Genomic DNA, 15,807 nt, shown 5'->3' with positions numbered 1-15,807 from the left:
AAAAAGAAACCCCGGTCAGTTGACCGGGGTTTTTTGTTTGCGATGTTCCAATCGCTTAGCGTTCTGAGAACACCGTGCGCATCGCGCGGGTCACTGGGTTCAGCAGATAGGCCAGGACTGATTTGGATCCTGTTACAATCTGGGCATTCACCTGCATGCCCGGCCGGACGGGGCTGGTTACATTGCCGGTGCCGATCGTGTTGCCCGGAAAGCCAAGGTCAGCCTTGAAATAGTACTCGCCATATTCATCCTGGAAACTGGATGCTGAGATGGTTTCCACCTCCGCAACAATCGTCCCATAGATGTTCGGGTCGTAGCTGGTGATCGTGATTTCAGCTTTGTCGCCCACATTGATGTGGCCGATGTCGCGTGGATTGACTTTCACCTCAGCCACCATGCTCTCGGTCTGCGGAACGATCTCCGCGATCATGTCGCCAGGGTTCACAACGGCACCACGTCCGGTTTGACCCAGTGTTTTGATGTAGCCATCAACCGGAGCCCTTACGAACAAGCGATTCTGCCTGTCTTCGAGTTTCGCGATTTCCTGTGCCAGCTCAGCCCGCTCTTGAGCAATTCGAGCGCGCTCATCGGCCACATCCCGGTTCACCTCAGCGCCCGCCTGGTTCAGGCTCGCCTGAGCTTCGGTCAGCATTTCACGGGCTTGCGCCAGATTGCCGACGAGCTGTTCCAGCGTTACCTGGGAACGTTGGTATTCACCTTTTGATTCAAGATACCGGCGGCGGGATGTGTAGCCATCTTTCAGAAGGTTTTCTTGAATCTGGAATTTTTCCCTTTCCAACTCGACTTGTGACCGTTGCAGAACAACCTGGGCCTCCAGGCTGGCCACTTCCGCACGTTTTTGTGCGACACGAGCCGTATATGCATCCTGTTCATCGGCGACTGCTCTGCGGTTGGCCGTGAGTGCGGCACGTTGTTGTGTGCTCAAACCGCTGACTGCTGGGTCCAAACGCAGTCCAACTGTGTTCGGATCACTGAACTCTTGGGCTCTTAGCCGTTCTTCTTCGAGTTCAAGATAACTCAGGCGGCTCTGAATGCGGCCAAGTTCGGCAGTAGTGTCTTCTTTCTCGAGCCGGGCGATCGGGTCGCCTGCCATGATGAGTTGGCCTTCTTCAACGAGGATCTCACTGACAATACCGCCCTCCAGGTGTTCGACAGCTAGGATCTGACCTGCAGGCGTGATTTCACCGATCGTGTTGGCGACTTCGCGGATCTGACCAATGGCTGCCCATACCAGCAGTGCCATGGTCGCAATCGTGAGACCGATCAACAGCCGGGTGTAGAAGGCCGGTGGAACCCCGTCCTCCAATTCGAGTGGCAATCCTACTCGGCCATAAACGGCTTTGCGAAGTGGATCTGAGGTATCTTTGGCTGCCATCGGTTTCTTCCTCGGCGGTTGTCGTGAGGTGCGGCTTTTCTCAGCGCACGCTCCAATTACTTCGATTGCTGTTTCAGGACGTCGTCCAAAATCTCTGATGGCGGACCTGCCATGGTGACCATTCCGTTCTGCATGTAGACGAGCTGGTCAGCGATCCGCATGTGGCTTGGCCGATAAGTGGTCAGGATGACGGTTGATTTACCGCGAACCTGTTCAATTTTTTTCATCAGCAGCTTGTCGCCATCAACATCTAGATTGCCGGCTGGATCATCCAGAACGTAGATTGAGGCCGGCCGTACGAAGGCCCTTGCAAGCAGGATCCGCTGTTTCACGTTGTCTGGAAGCACTTGCAGAAGCTGGCCTGTGAGACGCGTCTCAACTCCCTGAGGAAGCAATTCTGCGTAGTTGTTGAGGCCAAAGTCTTCAAATGCGCCGCGGACCTGATCATTGTCAGCTTGCGGATTGGCCATCCGGAAGTTCTGGGCGATGGTCCCGTAGAAGAAATCGTAGTGTTCGGGCGCATAGCCAATTGCATGGCGCCATTCTCCAGGATCCAGCTGGCGGATATCGAGGTCATCCACCAAGACCGCCCCCATCTGTGGCCGGTAAAGCCCCAGCGTCGCACGAACCAGAGAAGTTTTCCCTGATCCACTTGGGCCAGTGATCGCAGCGACTGCGCCTTGTTCGACTTGCAAAGAGAAATTCCGCAAGGCCGGTTCCTGGCGGGCCGGATAGCGAAGCACCACGTTGGAGTAGCGGACCGTACCTTGGAACTGACGATGCAAGCTCGGGAGTTTGCCCGGTTGCCGTTCCATGTCGATCTTCAAAAGACCGTTGATCCGTTCGATCGTTTGCTGGGCCTGGCCAAGCTGTGAGAAGCTCAAGAAGGCCTGATGCATCGGGTTCAGCGCGCGCCAGGACAAAGCCATGACCGCGATCAAGGCGCCTTGTGTGAGGCTTTGGTTCATCACCATGATGGCCCCGAAACCCAAAACACCGATGCCGCACAGAGTCATCATCATTTGCGAGATGACTTGCATGATTTGAGACAGGTGTTTTGTTTTCAGGTTCTTTTGCGCGAAATCTGCTGACAGGGCACGAAACTTGTCGATCCAAACGTCATCTGCGGACAAATTCTGGATCGCATCGCGCTTTGACAGGATTTCTACCGTGATGTTCTGGACGCGGGATTTGGCCTCCCCGGCAAGGTTGATCGCACGTTTCATCCGCGGAACGATGAGAAGCGCGGCAATGATGTAGAGACCCAGCAAGCCGAGCGGAAGCAGCGCGAGCGGGCCGCCGATCAGTGAAAGAACCACCACGAACAACGCGGAAAATGGCAGATCAATCAGAGCATTAGCAAGGTTGCCGTGAAATATTTCCCGGACACCGTCAAACTGCTTCAGCCGGGTGATCTGCGCGCCAATAGGTGCTGAAGTCGTCAATGGCAGAGGCAGGTGCAGGAAATGGCGGAAGGTCGTATTCGCAACGACAGCGTCCAGTCGTGCGCCAAGGTATGCTTGGAGGCGGGATTTGGTGCCCTTGACCAGCCAATCCATACACAAGATTACCGCGATGCCGATCATGAGTGTAATGAGAACGGAAACGGACTTTGCGCCAATTGCTTTGTCGTAGACGTTCATCACAAACAAGGGCAGGCCGAGCGCCAACAGGTTGGCAAGAAAGCCGATTGCCATAATCGAGGTCAGCGTACCCCGAAATCTGTGAAACAATCTGGATGACCAATGTTTGAAGCCGGAAGTGGCCGTTGGATCATCTTCGGCGATCAGGAACAGCTCTGCATCCTTCAGGGCAGAGTAATCAAGATTCACCGTTTGCTGAGCTTCGCCGCTGAAAACACGAAGCCGGCCGTCCCCGCTTGGTCCAAGGCCAACACAGACATTTTGTCCGACCTTTAACAGGCAGGGAAATTGCTCCGCTGTGAGTTGCTTGATCGGCCTTGATGAGCTGGTGACCCGGTAATTGAGCCGGGTAAGCACGGCCCGCAAATCATAGATTTCAGTGATGCCCTCAAGATGTGGCAAAGCCTCAAACAGGTGCCGCTCCATGCCGTCCCACCCAAGTGCTTCCAGAACCGGCAAGAGGCATGCTTCAGCTGCCGTGTTTCGGTCAATATGGGTGCCTGCTTGCTGGCGGACCCGACTTGCCAGATTTAAGCGCCGGGTAGACGGGTCTGAACCCTGAATATAAGCGGAGCTGTTTTCAAACGCTGCCAGGGACATGTCAGGCTCCTTGGCTCATTTTTGGCGCTTCTTTGCGTATACGCGGCTGAAGCTTGTATTTTTTTGTTGTGGCGGGTTTTACCGGTACTGATTTCAATTTCCCGTCCTCCACCAGATACTGCTTGTCAGCAATCGCCCGGAAGGATGGGCGGTGGCTGACAATGATCATCGTGAGCTGGCCTTTGATGCGTTTAAGTCCTTCCGCAAGCTCAGCTTCGCTGCGGTGATCGAGGGCGCCGTTTGCATCATCCAGGATCAGGATTTTTGGTTCTCGGGCCAAGGCACGTGCAATCGCGATCCGCTGGATCATGGAGTCCGTGAGATTTTCCTCGATGGTGTTACCCAATTGTGTGTCGTAGCCCAGCGGGAGCAAGTGAATATCTTTTTCCAGGCCGATGAGCTCTGCGGCCATTCGTGCGGTCTGCGGGGTCGACTGAGACCCAAACAAAGTCAGATTCTGTAAGATTGTTCCGGCGAACATCTCGGAATCGTTGCCCACGTAGGCAATGTGTTTCCTCAGGCTCCAATGATCTTCACCGTACAGATCATGACCATCAAGCAAGACTGATCCCGAAGTCGGTTCCAGGCTGCCTGAAATCAATCGGGAGAGTGTTGATCGTCCGCTACCATCTTTGCCTTCAAAGGCTATCGTTTCTCCAGCATTGACGGACAGGTTCAGTCCGTGGATCGGGACGATCACGTCATGCCTTGAATCGTATCCAGCATTTTGGATCTGTACATTGCCGATGATCGGAATATTCCGCGATTGTTGCCTGTTTTGAACTGGCAGATCAAAGAGGGATTGAGCGGCACGATAATCGTGCTTGACCCGCTGCATCTCCGTCCAGTGATTGATGCCTCGCAAAAGAGGCTGGACGACTTGGCCCGCAAGGAGCGTACATGCAGCAACAGCACCGATGCTTATGAAGCCTCCCATCACCAGCAATGCACCAGCCGATACAACGCATACCGTTGTTAGGACAGTGAAAAAGCCGCTGCTGTTGCGCGCCTTGTTGTTCAGGTCGATCTGGTCGTAACCGAGGCGGGAGACCTGGGTCTGTAGTCTTTCAAATCGCCGGAGGATCACGGGTTCAAGCGCCATCGCCTTGATCGTGTTGAGCCCGGACAGGACTTCGAAAATGAAATCGTATTTGCGTTGGTCCTGGACAGCGCGTTTTTCAACTAGCGTATTGAGTTTGGAATTCAGGTGAGCGGTCCGCAACACGAAAATCAACAACAAGATTGGTGGGATAAAACCGATCGGGCCGCCGATGAGAAACAGAACAACGAGAAAGATAAGGCTAGCCGGGAGGTCGATCGCCAAAAGTCGCGCCGGTCCGCCGTACTGGTCTCCCAAGGACTGAAGTGACTTCAGAGAGTCCAGATGCTTGGAGACACTGGCATCGGTCACGGCATCAGAACGGGAGCAGAGTAGACGGTGCGTCGCTTCCATGTTTGCTTTGTGTGTAAAGGAAGCTGCTGACCAGGCGACAACAAATGATCTAGCAATCTTCAATACCGCATCGACCGCCAGGACGATCCCAAGTCCGACAATTAGAACGACCAGTGTATCGATAGCCTGGTTTGGAAGAATTCGGTCATATACCTGAAGAATTGTTAGGGGCATTGCCAAGCCCAATACATTTATAAGTATCGAGGCCATTACCACCGAGCGTGGCAAATTTGGGGCTTTAACTTGTTCTCCTGTCTCAGATGAATGAAATTTCAGCTGAGGTAACGCAGTGTTAGCTAAAGCATTGCTGATAAAACTGACCATAATTGGCGCCTCCTAACTCTATTAAGGCGCGCAAGTGTTTCAAAAGCGTTTACCAAGAACTATGGAACTCGCTAATTTACATCAAGATATAGTGGTATTTCACAGGTTCTGGTTGGTTTTTGTTAAGACAAGCCTGCGCGAATGGCTCCATGATCTAATGGAGCTTGTGCGAGCATGGCTGATACCGACACACCGAAAACATCTGGCAAACCGACTGAAGGCGCGGGCGCAGAAGCGGCTGCACGAACCAATTCAGGTGCGAACTCGCCAAATGCTGCCCGTGCGGAAGCTCAGGCCGGTGATCCGTACAAGCCAGCGGATGGCAACGACTACTCCTTGTCCATCAATCCAGAAGACACAGGTGAGGCAACGGTTGCCAACCTCTTCCAGGCGGTGCCATTGGAATACGAAGGAAGCGGTTCCGCTCTTCACGATGGTGACGGTCTTGGCGGTGACGGCGGCTTGAATGGCGGAGCAGGCAACGATGGTCCTAGCAACGGCTTGGGTCTGGACCGCAACGATAACGTGCCGCTCCCGGATGGTCTTCAGGATGTTGCGGAAACATCTGACGGTGGTTTGGGCGATGCTGGTGGTCTCGGAGGCGGGGATGTTCCCGAAGCACGCGGCCTTGATGCCGGGCTTTCTCAATTCAATCTCGGCGGCCAAGGCATTCCGACAAGTGACGATGGCATCGGTGACGGCATTGGCGGCGGTGGAGGCGGCGATGGCGGCACGACCGTTCTGGCCGACGATGACGGTGACGACGGTGGCGATGATGCCGGCGACGATGACGATGGCGGTGATGGCGACGGCGGCGGCGATGATGATCTCGGCGAACCGATCGGCCCGCTGACTGATATCAATCTCGATGTAAACTTTGTCGAAGAAAACGCAGATCCTGGAACAACTGTCGGGGTTGTCGCATTCGCAGAAGATCCTGATGGAGATGACGTTACCTATTCCATCGTCGGCGACTCGCCATTTGTTATCGATCCAGAGACCGGTGTGATTTCTGTTGGTCCCGGTGCAGTCATTGATCGAGAAGAAACGCCGGCTATCAGTGTGACGGTGCAAGCGACTTCCAGCGATGGATCGTTTGTCGTTGATACTTTTGTCATCCAGATTGGAGACGATAATACAGAGTTTCAGATCGGGCCTGTTGTAGACACGGACACAACAGACAACTTTATTCTCGAAAATTCTGATCCAGGCACAGTTGTTGGAGTAACGGCATTTGCCGAAGATCCGGATGCAACCGATACGGTGACTTACGAAATCGTAGGCGATACGCCGTTTGTCATCGACCCGGTTACGGGTGTTATTAGCGTCGGACCCGGCGCCGAGATTGATCGCGAAACCACACCGTTCTTCGATGTAACGGTCCAGGCCACGTCCACGGATGGATCGACCTCTCAGGAGACCTTCCGGATCACCGTTGGTGACGACAATACGGAATTTCCGGTCGGTCCGGTGATCGACACGGACGAAGACGCCAACTTCGTTCAGGAAAACGCTGTCGGAGGAACGGGCATCGATGTCACGGCCTTTGCCGAGGACCTCGATGATACAGACACGGTATCTTATGAAATTGTCGGCGATAGCCCGTTTGTTATCGACCCCGTCTCAGGTGTGCTCACGGTCAAGGACGGTGCAGTCATTGACCGGGAAGAGACCCCGTTTATTGATGTGACCGTGCGGGCGACGTCAACGGATGGAACAACTTCCCAGGAAACCTTCCGGGTAGACGTTGGCGATGAGAATGAATTCGCGATCGGCCCGGTTACCGATGTTGACGATGACACAAACTTTGTCGAAGAAAATTCAGATGGCGGCACCGTTGTAGGCGTCACTGCGTTTGCAGAAGATCCGGATGCCACGGACACAGTTACATACGAAATCACCGGCGACACGCCGTTCGTCATCGATCCAACGACCGGTGTGATCACCGTCGCCCCGGGTGCTGACATCGACCGTGAAACCACGCCATTTGTCGATGTAACGGTACAGGCGACCTCGACCGACGGCTCGACGTCTCAGGAGACCTTCCGCATTACCGTAGGTGACGCCAACGAGTTTGGCATCGGGCCGGTGACCGACACCGATACAGAGCAGAATTTTGTCCTGGAGAATTCTGATCCAGGAACGGTCGTTGGTCTCACTGCCTTTGCAGAAGACCCGGATACAACAGACACGGTTACGTATGAAATTGTTGGCGACTCGCCGTTTGTTATTGATCCGACCAGCGGTGTTATCACTGTTGGTCCGAACGCAGATATTGACCGCGAGACAACTCCATTCATTGATGTGACCGTCAAAGCGACATCCACCGATGGATCGACGTCTCAGGAAACCTTCCGTGTTGAGGTGGGCGATGACAACGAGGGCGACATTGGCCCAGTCGTTGATATCGATAAGTCAAACAATGACTTGAACGCAGTGGCTGAAAACGGAACTGGCGGCGAAGAAGTCGGTATCACGGCTTTCGCCGAGGATCCGGATGCAACCGACACGGTGACCTATTCGACCGATGATCCGCGGTTCGATATTGATCCGGATACCGGTGTTCTGACCGTCAAGCCAGGCGTTAGCTTCGACTACGAGCAGACCAAAGCCGTTGACGTTGAAATCACCGCGACTTCGTCGGATGGATCATCTTCAACGGGAACGTTCACTGTCAATATTCTGGATGTCAACGAAGCGCCTGATCTCACTTTTGAGACCGGCGATGTCGATGGCGTCAGCGCCACCATCACCTTCACATCTGAAGGGGCAGGCTATAGCAACTCTTTCGGCGTGTTCGTCATGGACGCCAACGGGGATCCTATTGCCGGCCAGATCGTCTGGACCAACGGCAATGAGCTGACCCCCGGTGAGACGGCGAATGTCGCGTTCCCGAATGTTGATGCTGCCAATATCGGTTATTTCCTTATCCCGGATGGCGCTGACCAGAACCCGGGTATTGCCGCCGGCGACATGGTGACTTTCCAGAAAGACGGTGATGGAAACTGGCAAGCTGTTGCACAGGATGGGACACCTCTGACTGGCCAAAGTGCCGATGCCTACTTCTCCGGAGGTGCAAGCCTTAATCCAGATGGATTGGACCACACGGTCGAAAGTGGTGTCACGATCGGTTTCGAAGATCTGGTCAACAATGGCGACGAAGACTTCGATGACTTTGTCTTCCAGACCCAAACAACCGACTTTGACTACCGGACAACGATCGTTGAGGAAGTTGAAGGCGCTGAAGCAGCGCCTCTGTCGGTTATTGATCCGGACGAGGGCGACACGCACACCTTTACCGTGTCCGATGACCGGTTCGAGGTTGTTGTTTCAGGGGACAAGTATGTCCTGAAACTGAAAGATGATCAGGCCCTTGATTACGAAACCGAGACACAGGTGAGTGTCACGGTAACGGCCACCGACTCTGGTGGATTGTCCGACACGGAAACCATCATCATTGACGTTATCGATGTCAATGAGAGCAAAGAGCCGATTGGGCCGCTCTCCGACAGCGACACGAGCGACAACCTCGTAGCTGAGAATTCCGATGCCGGAACAGTGGTGGGCGTCACGGCATTCGCGACTGATCCTGATGCCATTGACACCGTGTCGTATGAGATCGTTGATCAAGACTCTCCATTCGTGATCGATCCGACTTCTGGCGTGATCTCGGTCGCACCGGGCGCGGACATTGACCGGGAGACGACCCCGTCGATCGACGTCACGGTCAAAGCAACGTCTACGGACGGGACGTCGACAACGAAGACCTTCACGGTTGAAGTTGGCGATGAGGATGAGTTCGACATCGGTCCGGTTTCAGATGTCGACACCAGCGACAACACCATTTCGGAGACTGCTGACGGCGGCGAAGACACCGGTATCACGGCCTTTGCCGAGGACGAGGATGCAACCGACACTGTCACTTACGAGTTGACAGGTGGCAACGATCGCTTCGAGATCGACGAAAGCTCCGGCGTTATCACGGTGAAAGACGGAGCGCAGTTTGATGCGGAGACAGAGCCGACCGTCGACGTAACCGTCAAGGCGACCTCCACGGATGGGTCTTCGTCCAGCAAAACCTTCTCGATCGACGTGACGGACGGCAATGAGCCGCCAGATCTGATCGTTGAGTTGGAGAATGCGTCCAACGAGTTGGTGATCAATGGTGGTTTCGAGAATTTCTCTGGAACCTTGAGCGGCACAGATGGCACCGGCTGGTACGACACGCCGGACACCATTGAAGGCTGGACCTACAATGACGTCGACATCCATCAATCGGCGCGTCACGGCGAGGGCACAACAGATGGCGCGCACCGCCTGGATCTGACAGCTGACGACAACGGCACGATCTCTCAGACAATCGAAGGTCAGTTGGACGGCCATGTCTACACACTGTCGTTCAATATGAACTCGCGTGGCAATCGGTCTGGCGAAGGCGTTGCCGAGGTATATTGGAACGGTGAGCTCATCGACACCATTGATCCAACCGATGGCGGGGGCGGCTGGCAAAGCTACAGCTATGACATTGTTGGTGGATCTGGTGACGGCTCCAACACGCTGACGTTTATTGAGAAGGGCTCTGACAACAGCCACGGAACCTACATCGACACCGTGTCGATCAAGGCGGATGGCCGCATCGCTATCCTGGAAGAGTTCAAGGGCGCTGAAGTCGCGCCGCTTTCTGTCATCGACCCGGATGTGGGCGATACGCACACCTTCACCGTGTCCGATGACCGGTTCGAGGTTGTGGCTGCAGATGGCAAGTATCTGCTGAAGCTGAAAGATGACCAAGCGCTCGACTATGAGACCGAGCAGCAGGTCACGGTCCAAGTGACAGCGACCGATAGCGGTGGTCTTTCCGACACTGAAACCGTCATTGTCGACGTGATCGATGTCGATGAAAACTCAGAGCCGATCGGTCCGCTGTCGGATAGCGATACCAGCGACAACCTGGTTGCGGAAAACTCCGATGCTGGCACTGTTGTTGGCGTAACGGCGTTTGCGACCGATCCGGACGCGGCCGATGACGTGACCTACGAGATCGTTGATCAAGACTCTCCGTTTGTGATTGATCCGACGTCTGGCGTGATCTCTGTCGCACCTGGTGCGGACATTGATCGCGAGACGACTCCGTCGATCGACGTCACGGTCAAAGCAACGTCGACGGACGGGACTTCGACGACGAAGACCTTCACGGTTGAAGTCGGTGACGAAGACGAGTTCGACATCGGTCCTGTTTCAGATGTCGATACCAGTGACAACACCATTTCTGAGTCTGCTGATGGCGGCGAAGACACCGGCATCACCGCTTTTGCCGAGGACGAGGATGCGACTGACACCGTCACCTATGAGTTGACAGGTGGCAACGATCGCTTCGAGATTGACGAAAGCTCCGGCGTTATCACGGTGAAAGACGGTGCGCAGTTTGATGCGGAAACAGAACCGACTGTCGACGTGACCGTGAAGGCAACGTCCACGGATGGATCTTCGTCCAGTAACACTTTCTCGATTGATGTCACAGACGGCAACGAGCCGCCGGATCTCGTTGTTGAGTATGGCGACATCGGCACCAACCTCATCAAAAACGGTTCGTTCGAGTCCTTCGATGTTGCCACCGGAAAGTGGAATCAATTTTCGGAAGACAGTTCAGGTGCCTGGACGAGTAACGGCAAAATGGAGGTCTGGGACAACTTCGGCGGTATAAAAGCCACCGATGGTGACCAGCATCTCGAGTTGGATTCTGAAAAGAACGTCAATTCGATTTCCCAAACCGTCGAGACGTCGGTGGGTCAGGTTTATGACCTTTCATTCGATGTCCAGGCGCGCAGGGATGATGCCTCCAACACCGTCGAGGTTTATTGGAACGGTGAACTGGTTTCCACTGTCGATCCAGCTTTCGGCAACTGGGAAACGCTTGAGGTCCAGGTTGTCGGAACAGGCGGCAATGACGTCCTTGAGTTCCGTGAAACCAGTGAAGACAACAACACCTATGGCGCGTTCATTGATAACGTCGAGCTGACCGGCACAAACCGGATCGGCGTCTATGAAGAATTGGAAGGTGCCAAGGTTGTTCCGCTCTCCGTCATCGATCCTGATGTGGGTGACACGCATAATTTCACAGTGTCCGACGACCGCTTCGAGGTGGTTGCCGCCGACGGCAAGTATCTGCTGAAGCTGAAAGACGACCAGGCGCTCGATTATGAGACCGAGCAACAGGTGACTGTCCAGATCACGGCAACCGACACCGGCGGTCTGTCCGATACGGAAACAGTGGTAATCGACGTCATCGACATTGACGAGGGTGCGGAACCAATCGGCCCGCTGACCGACAGCGACGCTACTTCGAACCTTGTTGCGGAAAACTCCGATGCTGGCACCGTTGTTGGTGTGACAGCGTTTGCGACCGATCCGGATACGTCTGACGATGTCACTTATGAGATCGTAGATCAGAACTCTCCATTCGTGATCGACCCGACGTCTGGTGTGATCTCGGTCGCTCCGGGTGCGGATATCGACCGCGAGACCACGCCGACGATTGACGTTACGGTCAAGGCGACGTCCACAGACGGGACGTCCACAACGAAGACCTTCACGGTTGAAGTGGGTGATGAAGATGAGTTCGACATCGGTCCTGTTTCAGATGTCGATACCAGTGAAAACACCATTTCTGAGTCTGCTGATGGCGGCGAAGACACCGGCATCACCGCTTTTGCCGAGGACGAGGATGCGACCGATACGGTCACCTATGAGCTGACTGGCGGCGGTGACCGCTTTGAGATTGATGAGACCTCGGGTGTTATCACTGTCAAAGATGGTGCTCAGTTCGATGCCGAGACCGAGCCGACTGTCGATGTGACGGTAAAGGCGACCTCAACGGATGGATCTTCCTCCAGCCAGACGTTCTCGATCGACATCACGGACGGCAACGAGCCGCCGGATCTCATCGTTGAGCTGGAAAGCGGTTCGCAGCAGTTCATCATCAACGGCAGCTTTGAGAACTTTGACGGACAGTTGGGCGGCTCGGATGGGTCTGGCTGGTACCAGGATCCGAATTCGATTGAAGGCTGGACCTACGACAACGTTGATGTCCATCAGGCGGGCCACAACAACTTCGGTGCCACTGACGGCAATCACCATCTGGATTTGGCTTCGGTCACGAACGGTTGGGCATCCCAGCAGATCGAAGGCCAGATGGAAGGTCAGGTCTACGAGCTTCAGTTTGACATGAAGTCTCGGGGTGGTGTCGGCCAGAGTGTTGCCGAGGTTTACTGGAATGGCGAGCTGATCGACACGATTGATCCAGCGACCACGGGAACCGGTTGGCAGACCTACAACTTTAACATCGTCGGTGGATCCGGTGACGGCTCCAACACGCTGACCTTTGTTGAAATCGGGTCTGACAACAACGGCGGAGCACTGATCGACAGCGTTTCCATCGTCTCAGACAATCGCACAGCTGTAGTTGAAGAGTTCTTCGGCGCGGAAATCGCTCCGTTGTCGGTCATTGATCCTGACATAGGCGACACCCACACGTTCACGGTGTCTGATGACCGGTTTGAAGTTGTTGTCTCTGGCGACAAGTACATGCTCAAGCTGAAGGACAATAAGGCGCTCGATTATGAGACAGAAACGCAAGTTACCCTGGAAGTAACTGCGACTGATCAGGGCGGTTTGTCTGATACGGAAGTGGTTGTGATTGATGTCATTGACATCGATGAGACCAACACACCGCTCACAGATCTCATTGATAGCGACACATCGGATAATGTAATCGCCGAGGGCGCAACGGCAGGCACTGTTGTTGGTTTGACGGCGTTCGCAAATGAGCCGGATGCCGGGGACAGCGTGACCTACGCAATCACTGATCCGCGTTTTGAGATTGACCCGGACACCGGTGTGGTGACCGTTGCGGACAATGCCAGCTTTGATGCGGAGCAAACACCGTTTATCGATCTGGACGTAACGGCAACCTCTACAGATGGGTCCAGTGTTACTGAGACATTCCGGATTGATGTCACGGAGTTTGACGAGCCGCCAGTGGCAAATGACGATGCGGCGACAGTCGGGCTGACCAAGACATCTTTCTACTACAGCGATGATGACGGTGAAATCCACCTGATCAGTTCGGATGGTTCCGACGTTGTGATCGGGTCGACGGGTGTTGGTGCGATGACCGACATTGCGCTGGACAGTGCCGGAAATCTCTATGGCATCAGCTTCAGTAAGCTTTACTCCATTGATCCGGATACTGGCGAGGCGTCGCTTATTTCAACCTCTCGGTTCGGAACGTCGATGAACGCTTTGGAGTTCGGGCCGGATGGTACGCTCTACGCTGCGGACACTTCTGGGAAACTGTACTCAGTCGACTTTAACGATGGCAGCCTGACCACGATCGGGCAGATGGACTATGGTTCTGCCGGTGATTTGGCCTTTGCCAACGGCAGTTTGTACCTGTCAACATCCACCGGAAAAATCGTGGAAATCGATCCGGATACCGGGGCGACCATTGATGTTGTTGCGACCTTGCCGGTGTCCAACGCCTTTGGGTTGGTCGGTGACGATGGCGGGCAACTCTACGCCTTCACCAATGGCGGCCGCGTTTATCAGATCGACCCGGAGACGGGGACTGTGTCTGTTCCGGATGACTATGTCATGAACGACAGTGGTTGGGGCGCAACGGAGACTGCCGACTCGTCCGGTCAGACAGCAAAAGTGGAAGGCAATGTCCTGACCAATGACACGGATGCGGAAGGTGCTCTGACGGTCACGAACGTCTCCTTCGACGGCCAGGATTATGCGCCGGGCTCGACCATCCCAGGTGACTACGGATCGCTGCTGATCAACTCTGACGGTACGTACACCTACATCCTTGATCCCGACAGCCCCGCCGCGCAGGCACTTGGCCAAGGTGAATCCGATGTCGAAGTGTTCACGTACACCGTCACCGACAGTGGTGGGAACACGGACACTGCAAACCTGAAGATCACCGTCAACGGATATGATGATGGACCGGCAGTGCCGAACACAGATATCGGCCCGGTTCAGGATGCCGATTCTGCCAAGAACCTTGTTGCCGCCTCTGTTGCAGCGGGGGCGTTGGTTGGGTTGACGGCGTTTGCAGAAGATGCAGATGCCGCAGACACGGTGACCTACACGATCGACGATAGCCGGTTCGACATTGATGAAGACACCGGAGTTGTGACCGTGGCTGATGGCGCAACCCTGACACCGGGTGAAACCATCAATGTTGTCATTACGGCAACGTCCAGCGACGGGTCGCAATCGTCTGAAACGTTCCCGATTGAGGTAACGGATGGTGACGGTGGCGGTAATACTGCGCCCGATCTCATCGTGGGTGACGCCGTCTATAGAGGCAAAGGCGGTCATACGGATGATCATCATGATGACCATCACGGCCATATCAAAGATGGCCCGAAAGGCTCGCATGATCACGATGATGATGATGACGATGACGGCAAACCACATGGTCACACCGACGACGACGGCATTTATGTCACCGAAAACTCTGCCGGTGCTGGTGTTGTGGCTTTGTCAGTTGTTGATCCCGACGCAGACGACACGCATACCTTTACGGTTTCTGATGACCGGTTTGAAGTGGTGTCTGATGGCAGCGGTTACATTCTCAAGCTCAAGGACGGTGTCTCGCTGGACTTTGAAGAAGAGCAGAGCATTACGCTCGACGTAACGGCGACCGACAGCGGTGGACTTTCAGATACGGAGACCATCACGCTGGATATCATCGATGTTGACGATGAGCGCGACGACGACAATGAGCTCGCAGCTTCCTCGGCTAGCCGCTTCAGCAATGATGGCGATGATGATGACGAGAGCGAAGATGAAGACAGCAATGTCATCGAACTCCCGACATTCCAGGTTGGCACGGAAGATGACGATGAGCTGGTTGGCGAAGATGCCAATGACGCCTTGTTCGGCAAGGGTGGTGACGACATCTTGAGCGGTGAGGGAGGCAGCGACGCTCTCTTTGGCGGCCCGGGTGATGACACGCTCGATGGTGGTCCAGGTGACGACAGCATGAATGGTGGTGACGGCTCCGACGTCTTTGCCTACATGCTGGGCGACGGCAACGACTCCATCTACGGCGGTGCCGGTGAAAACTGGATTGATATCATTGATCTCGGTGACGGCACGAATGGCACCCAAATCGGTGAATACGGCACCGACTGGTCGGTGACCGTGACCGATGGAAGCATTGAGAATGTCGATCCACTCAACGGTGAAGTGTCATTGTCTCAAGACTCCGGTGGTCATATCGATCTTGCGGATGGCGGCCGCGTCGACTTTGCCGAGATCGAGGGTATCCAATACTCCTGATCCGGACAGCCTCTAAAGCACAAAAAAAGCGGGCCTTG

General features: G+C 54.7%; 4 protein-coding genes. 1 reads left to right on the top strand and 3 read right to left on the bottom strand.

What is annotated here, in order from left to right; all coding sequences use genetic code 11:
* Positions 1-55 precede the first annotated feature (55 nt).
* The 3 genes from ACVDG4_RS16460 to ACVDG4_RS16450 are packed head-to-tail and all read right to left on the bottom strand — an operon-like array spanning position 56 to position 5,416.
* On the bottom strand, positions 56-1,396 hold the full coding sequence (locus ACVDG4_RS16460; RefSeq protein ID WP_409694251.1) for an HlyD family type I secretion periplasmic adaptor subunit: 1,341 nt from the start codon (positions 1,394-1,396) through the stop codon (positions 56-58).
* A gap of 56 nt (positions 1,397-1,452) precedes the next feature.
* The gene (locus ACVDG4_RS16455; RefSeq protein ID WP_447235873.1) at positions 1,453-3,639 is read right to left on the bottom strand and encodes a peptidase domain-containing ABC transporter; all 2,187 of its coding nucleotides are present in this window, start codon (positions 3,637-3,639) and stop codon (positions 1,453-1,455) included.
* Between the two features lies 1 nt (position 3,640).
* On the bottom strand, positions 3,641-5,416 hold the full coding sequence (locus tag ACVDG4_RS16450; protein ID WP_409694248.1) for a peptidase domain-containing ABC transporter: 1,776 nt from the start codon (positions 5,414-5,416) through the stop codon (positions 3,641-3,643).
* A 174-nt stretch (positions 5,417-5,590) separates the two neighbouring features.
* On the opposite strand from ACVDG4_RS16450, the gene ACVDG4_RS16445 reads away from it, so the two are divergent.
* Positions 5,591-15,769, top strand: a complete 10,179-nt coding sequence (locus tag ACVDG4_RS16445; RefSeq protein WP_447235872.1) for a cadherin domain-containing protein — start codon at positions 5,591-5,593, stop codon at positions 15,767-15,769.
* Positions 15,770-15,807: the final 38 nt, after the last annotated feature.

The organism is Roseibium sp. MB-4 (genome assembly GCF_053005265.1).
The sequence above is the reverse complement of the archived record's forward strand: the minus strand, read 5'-3'. Positions and strand labels throughout refer to the sequence as shown.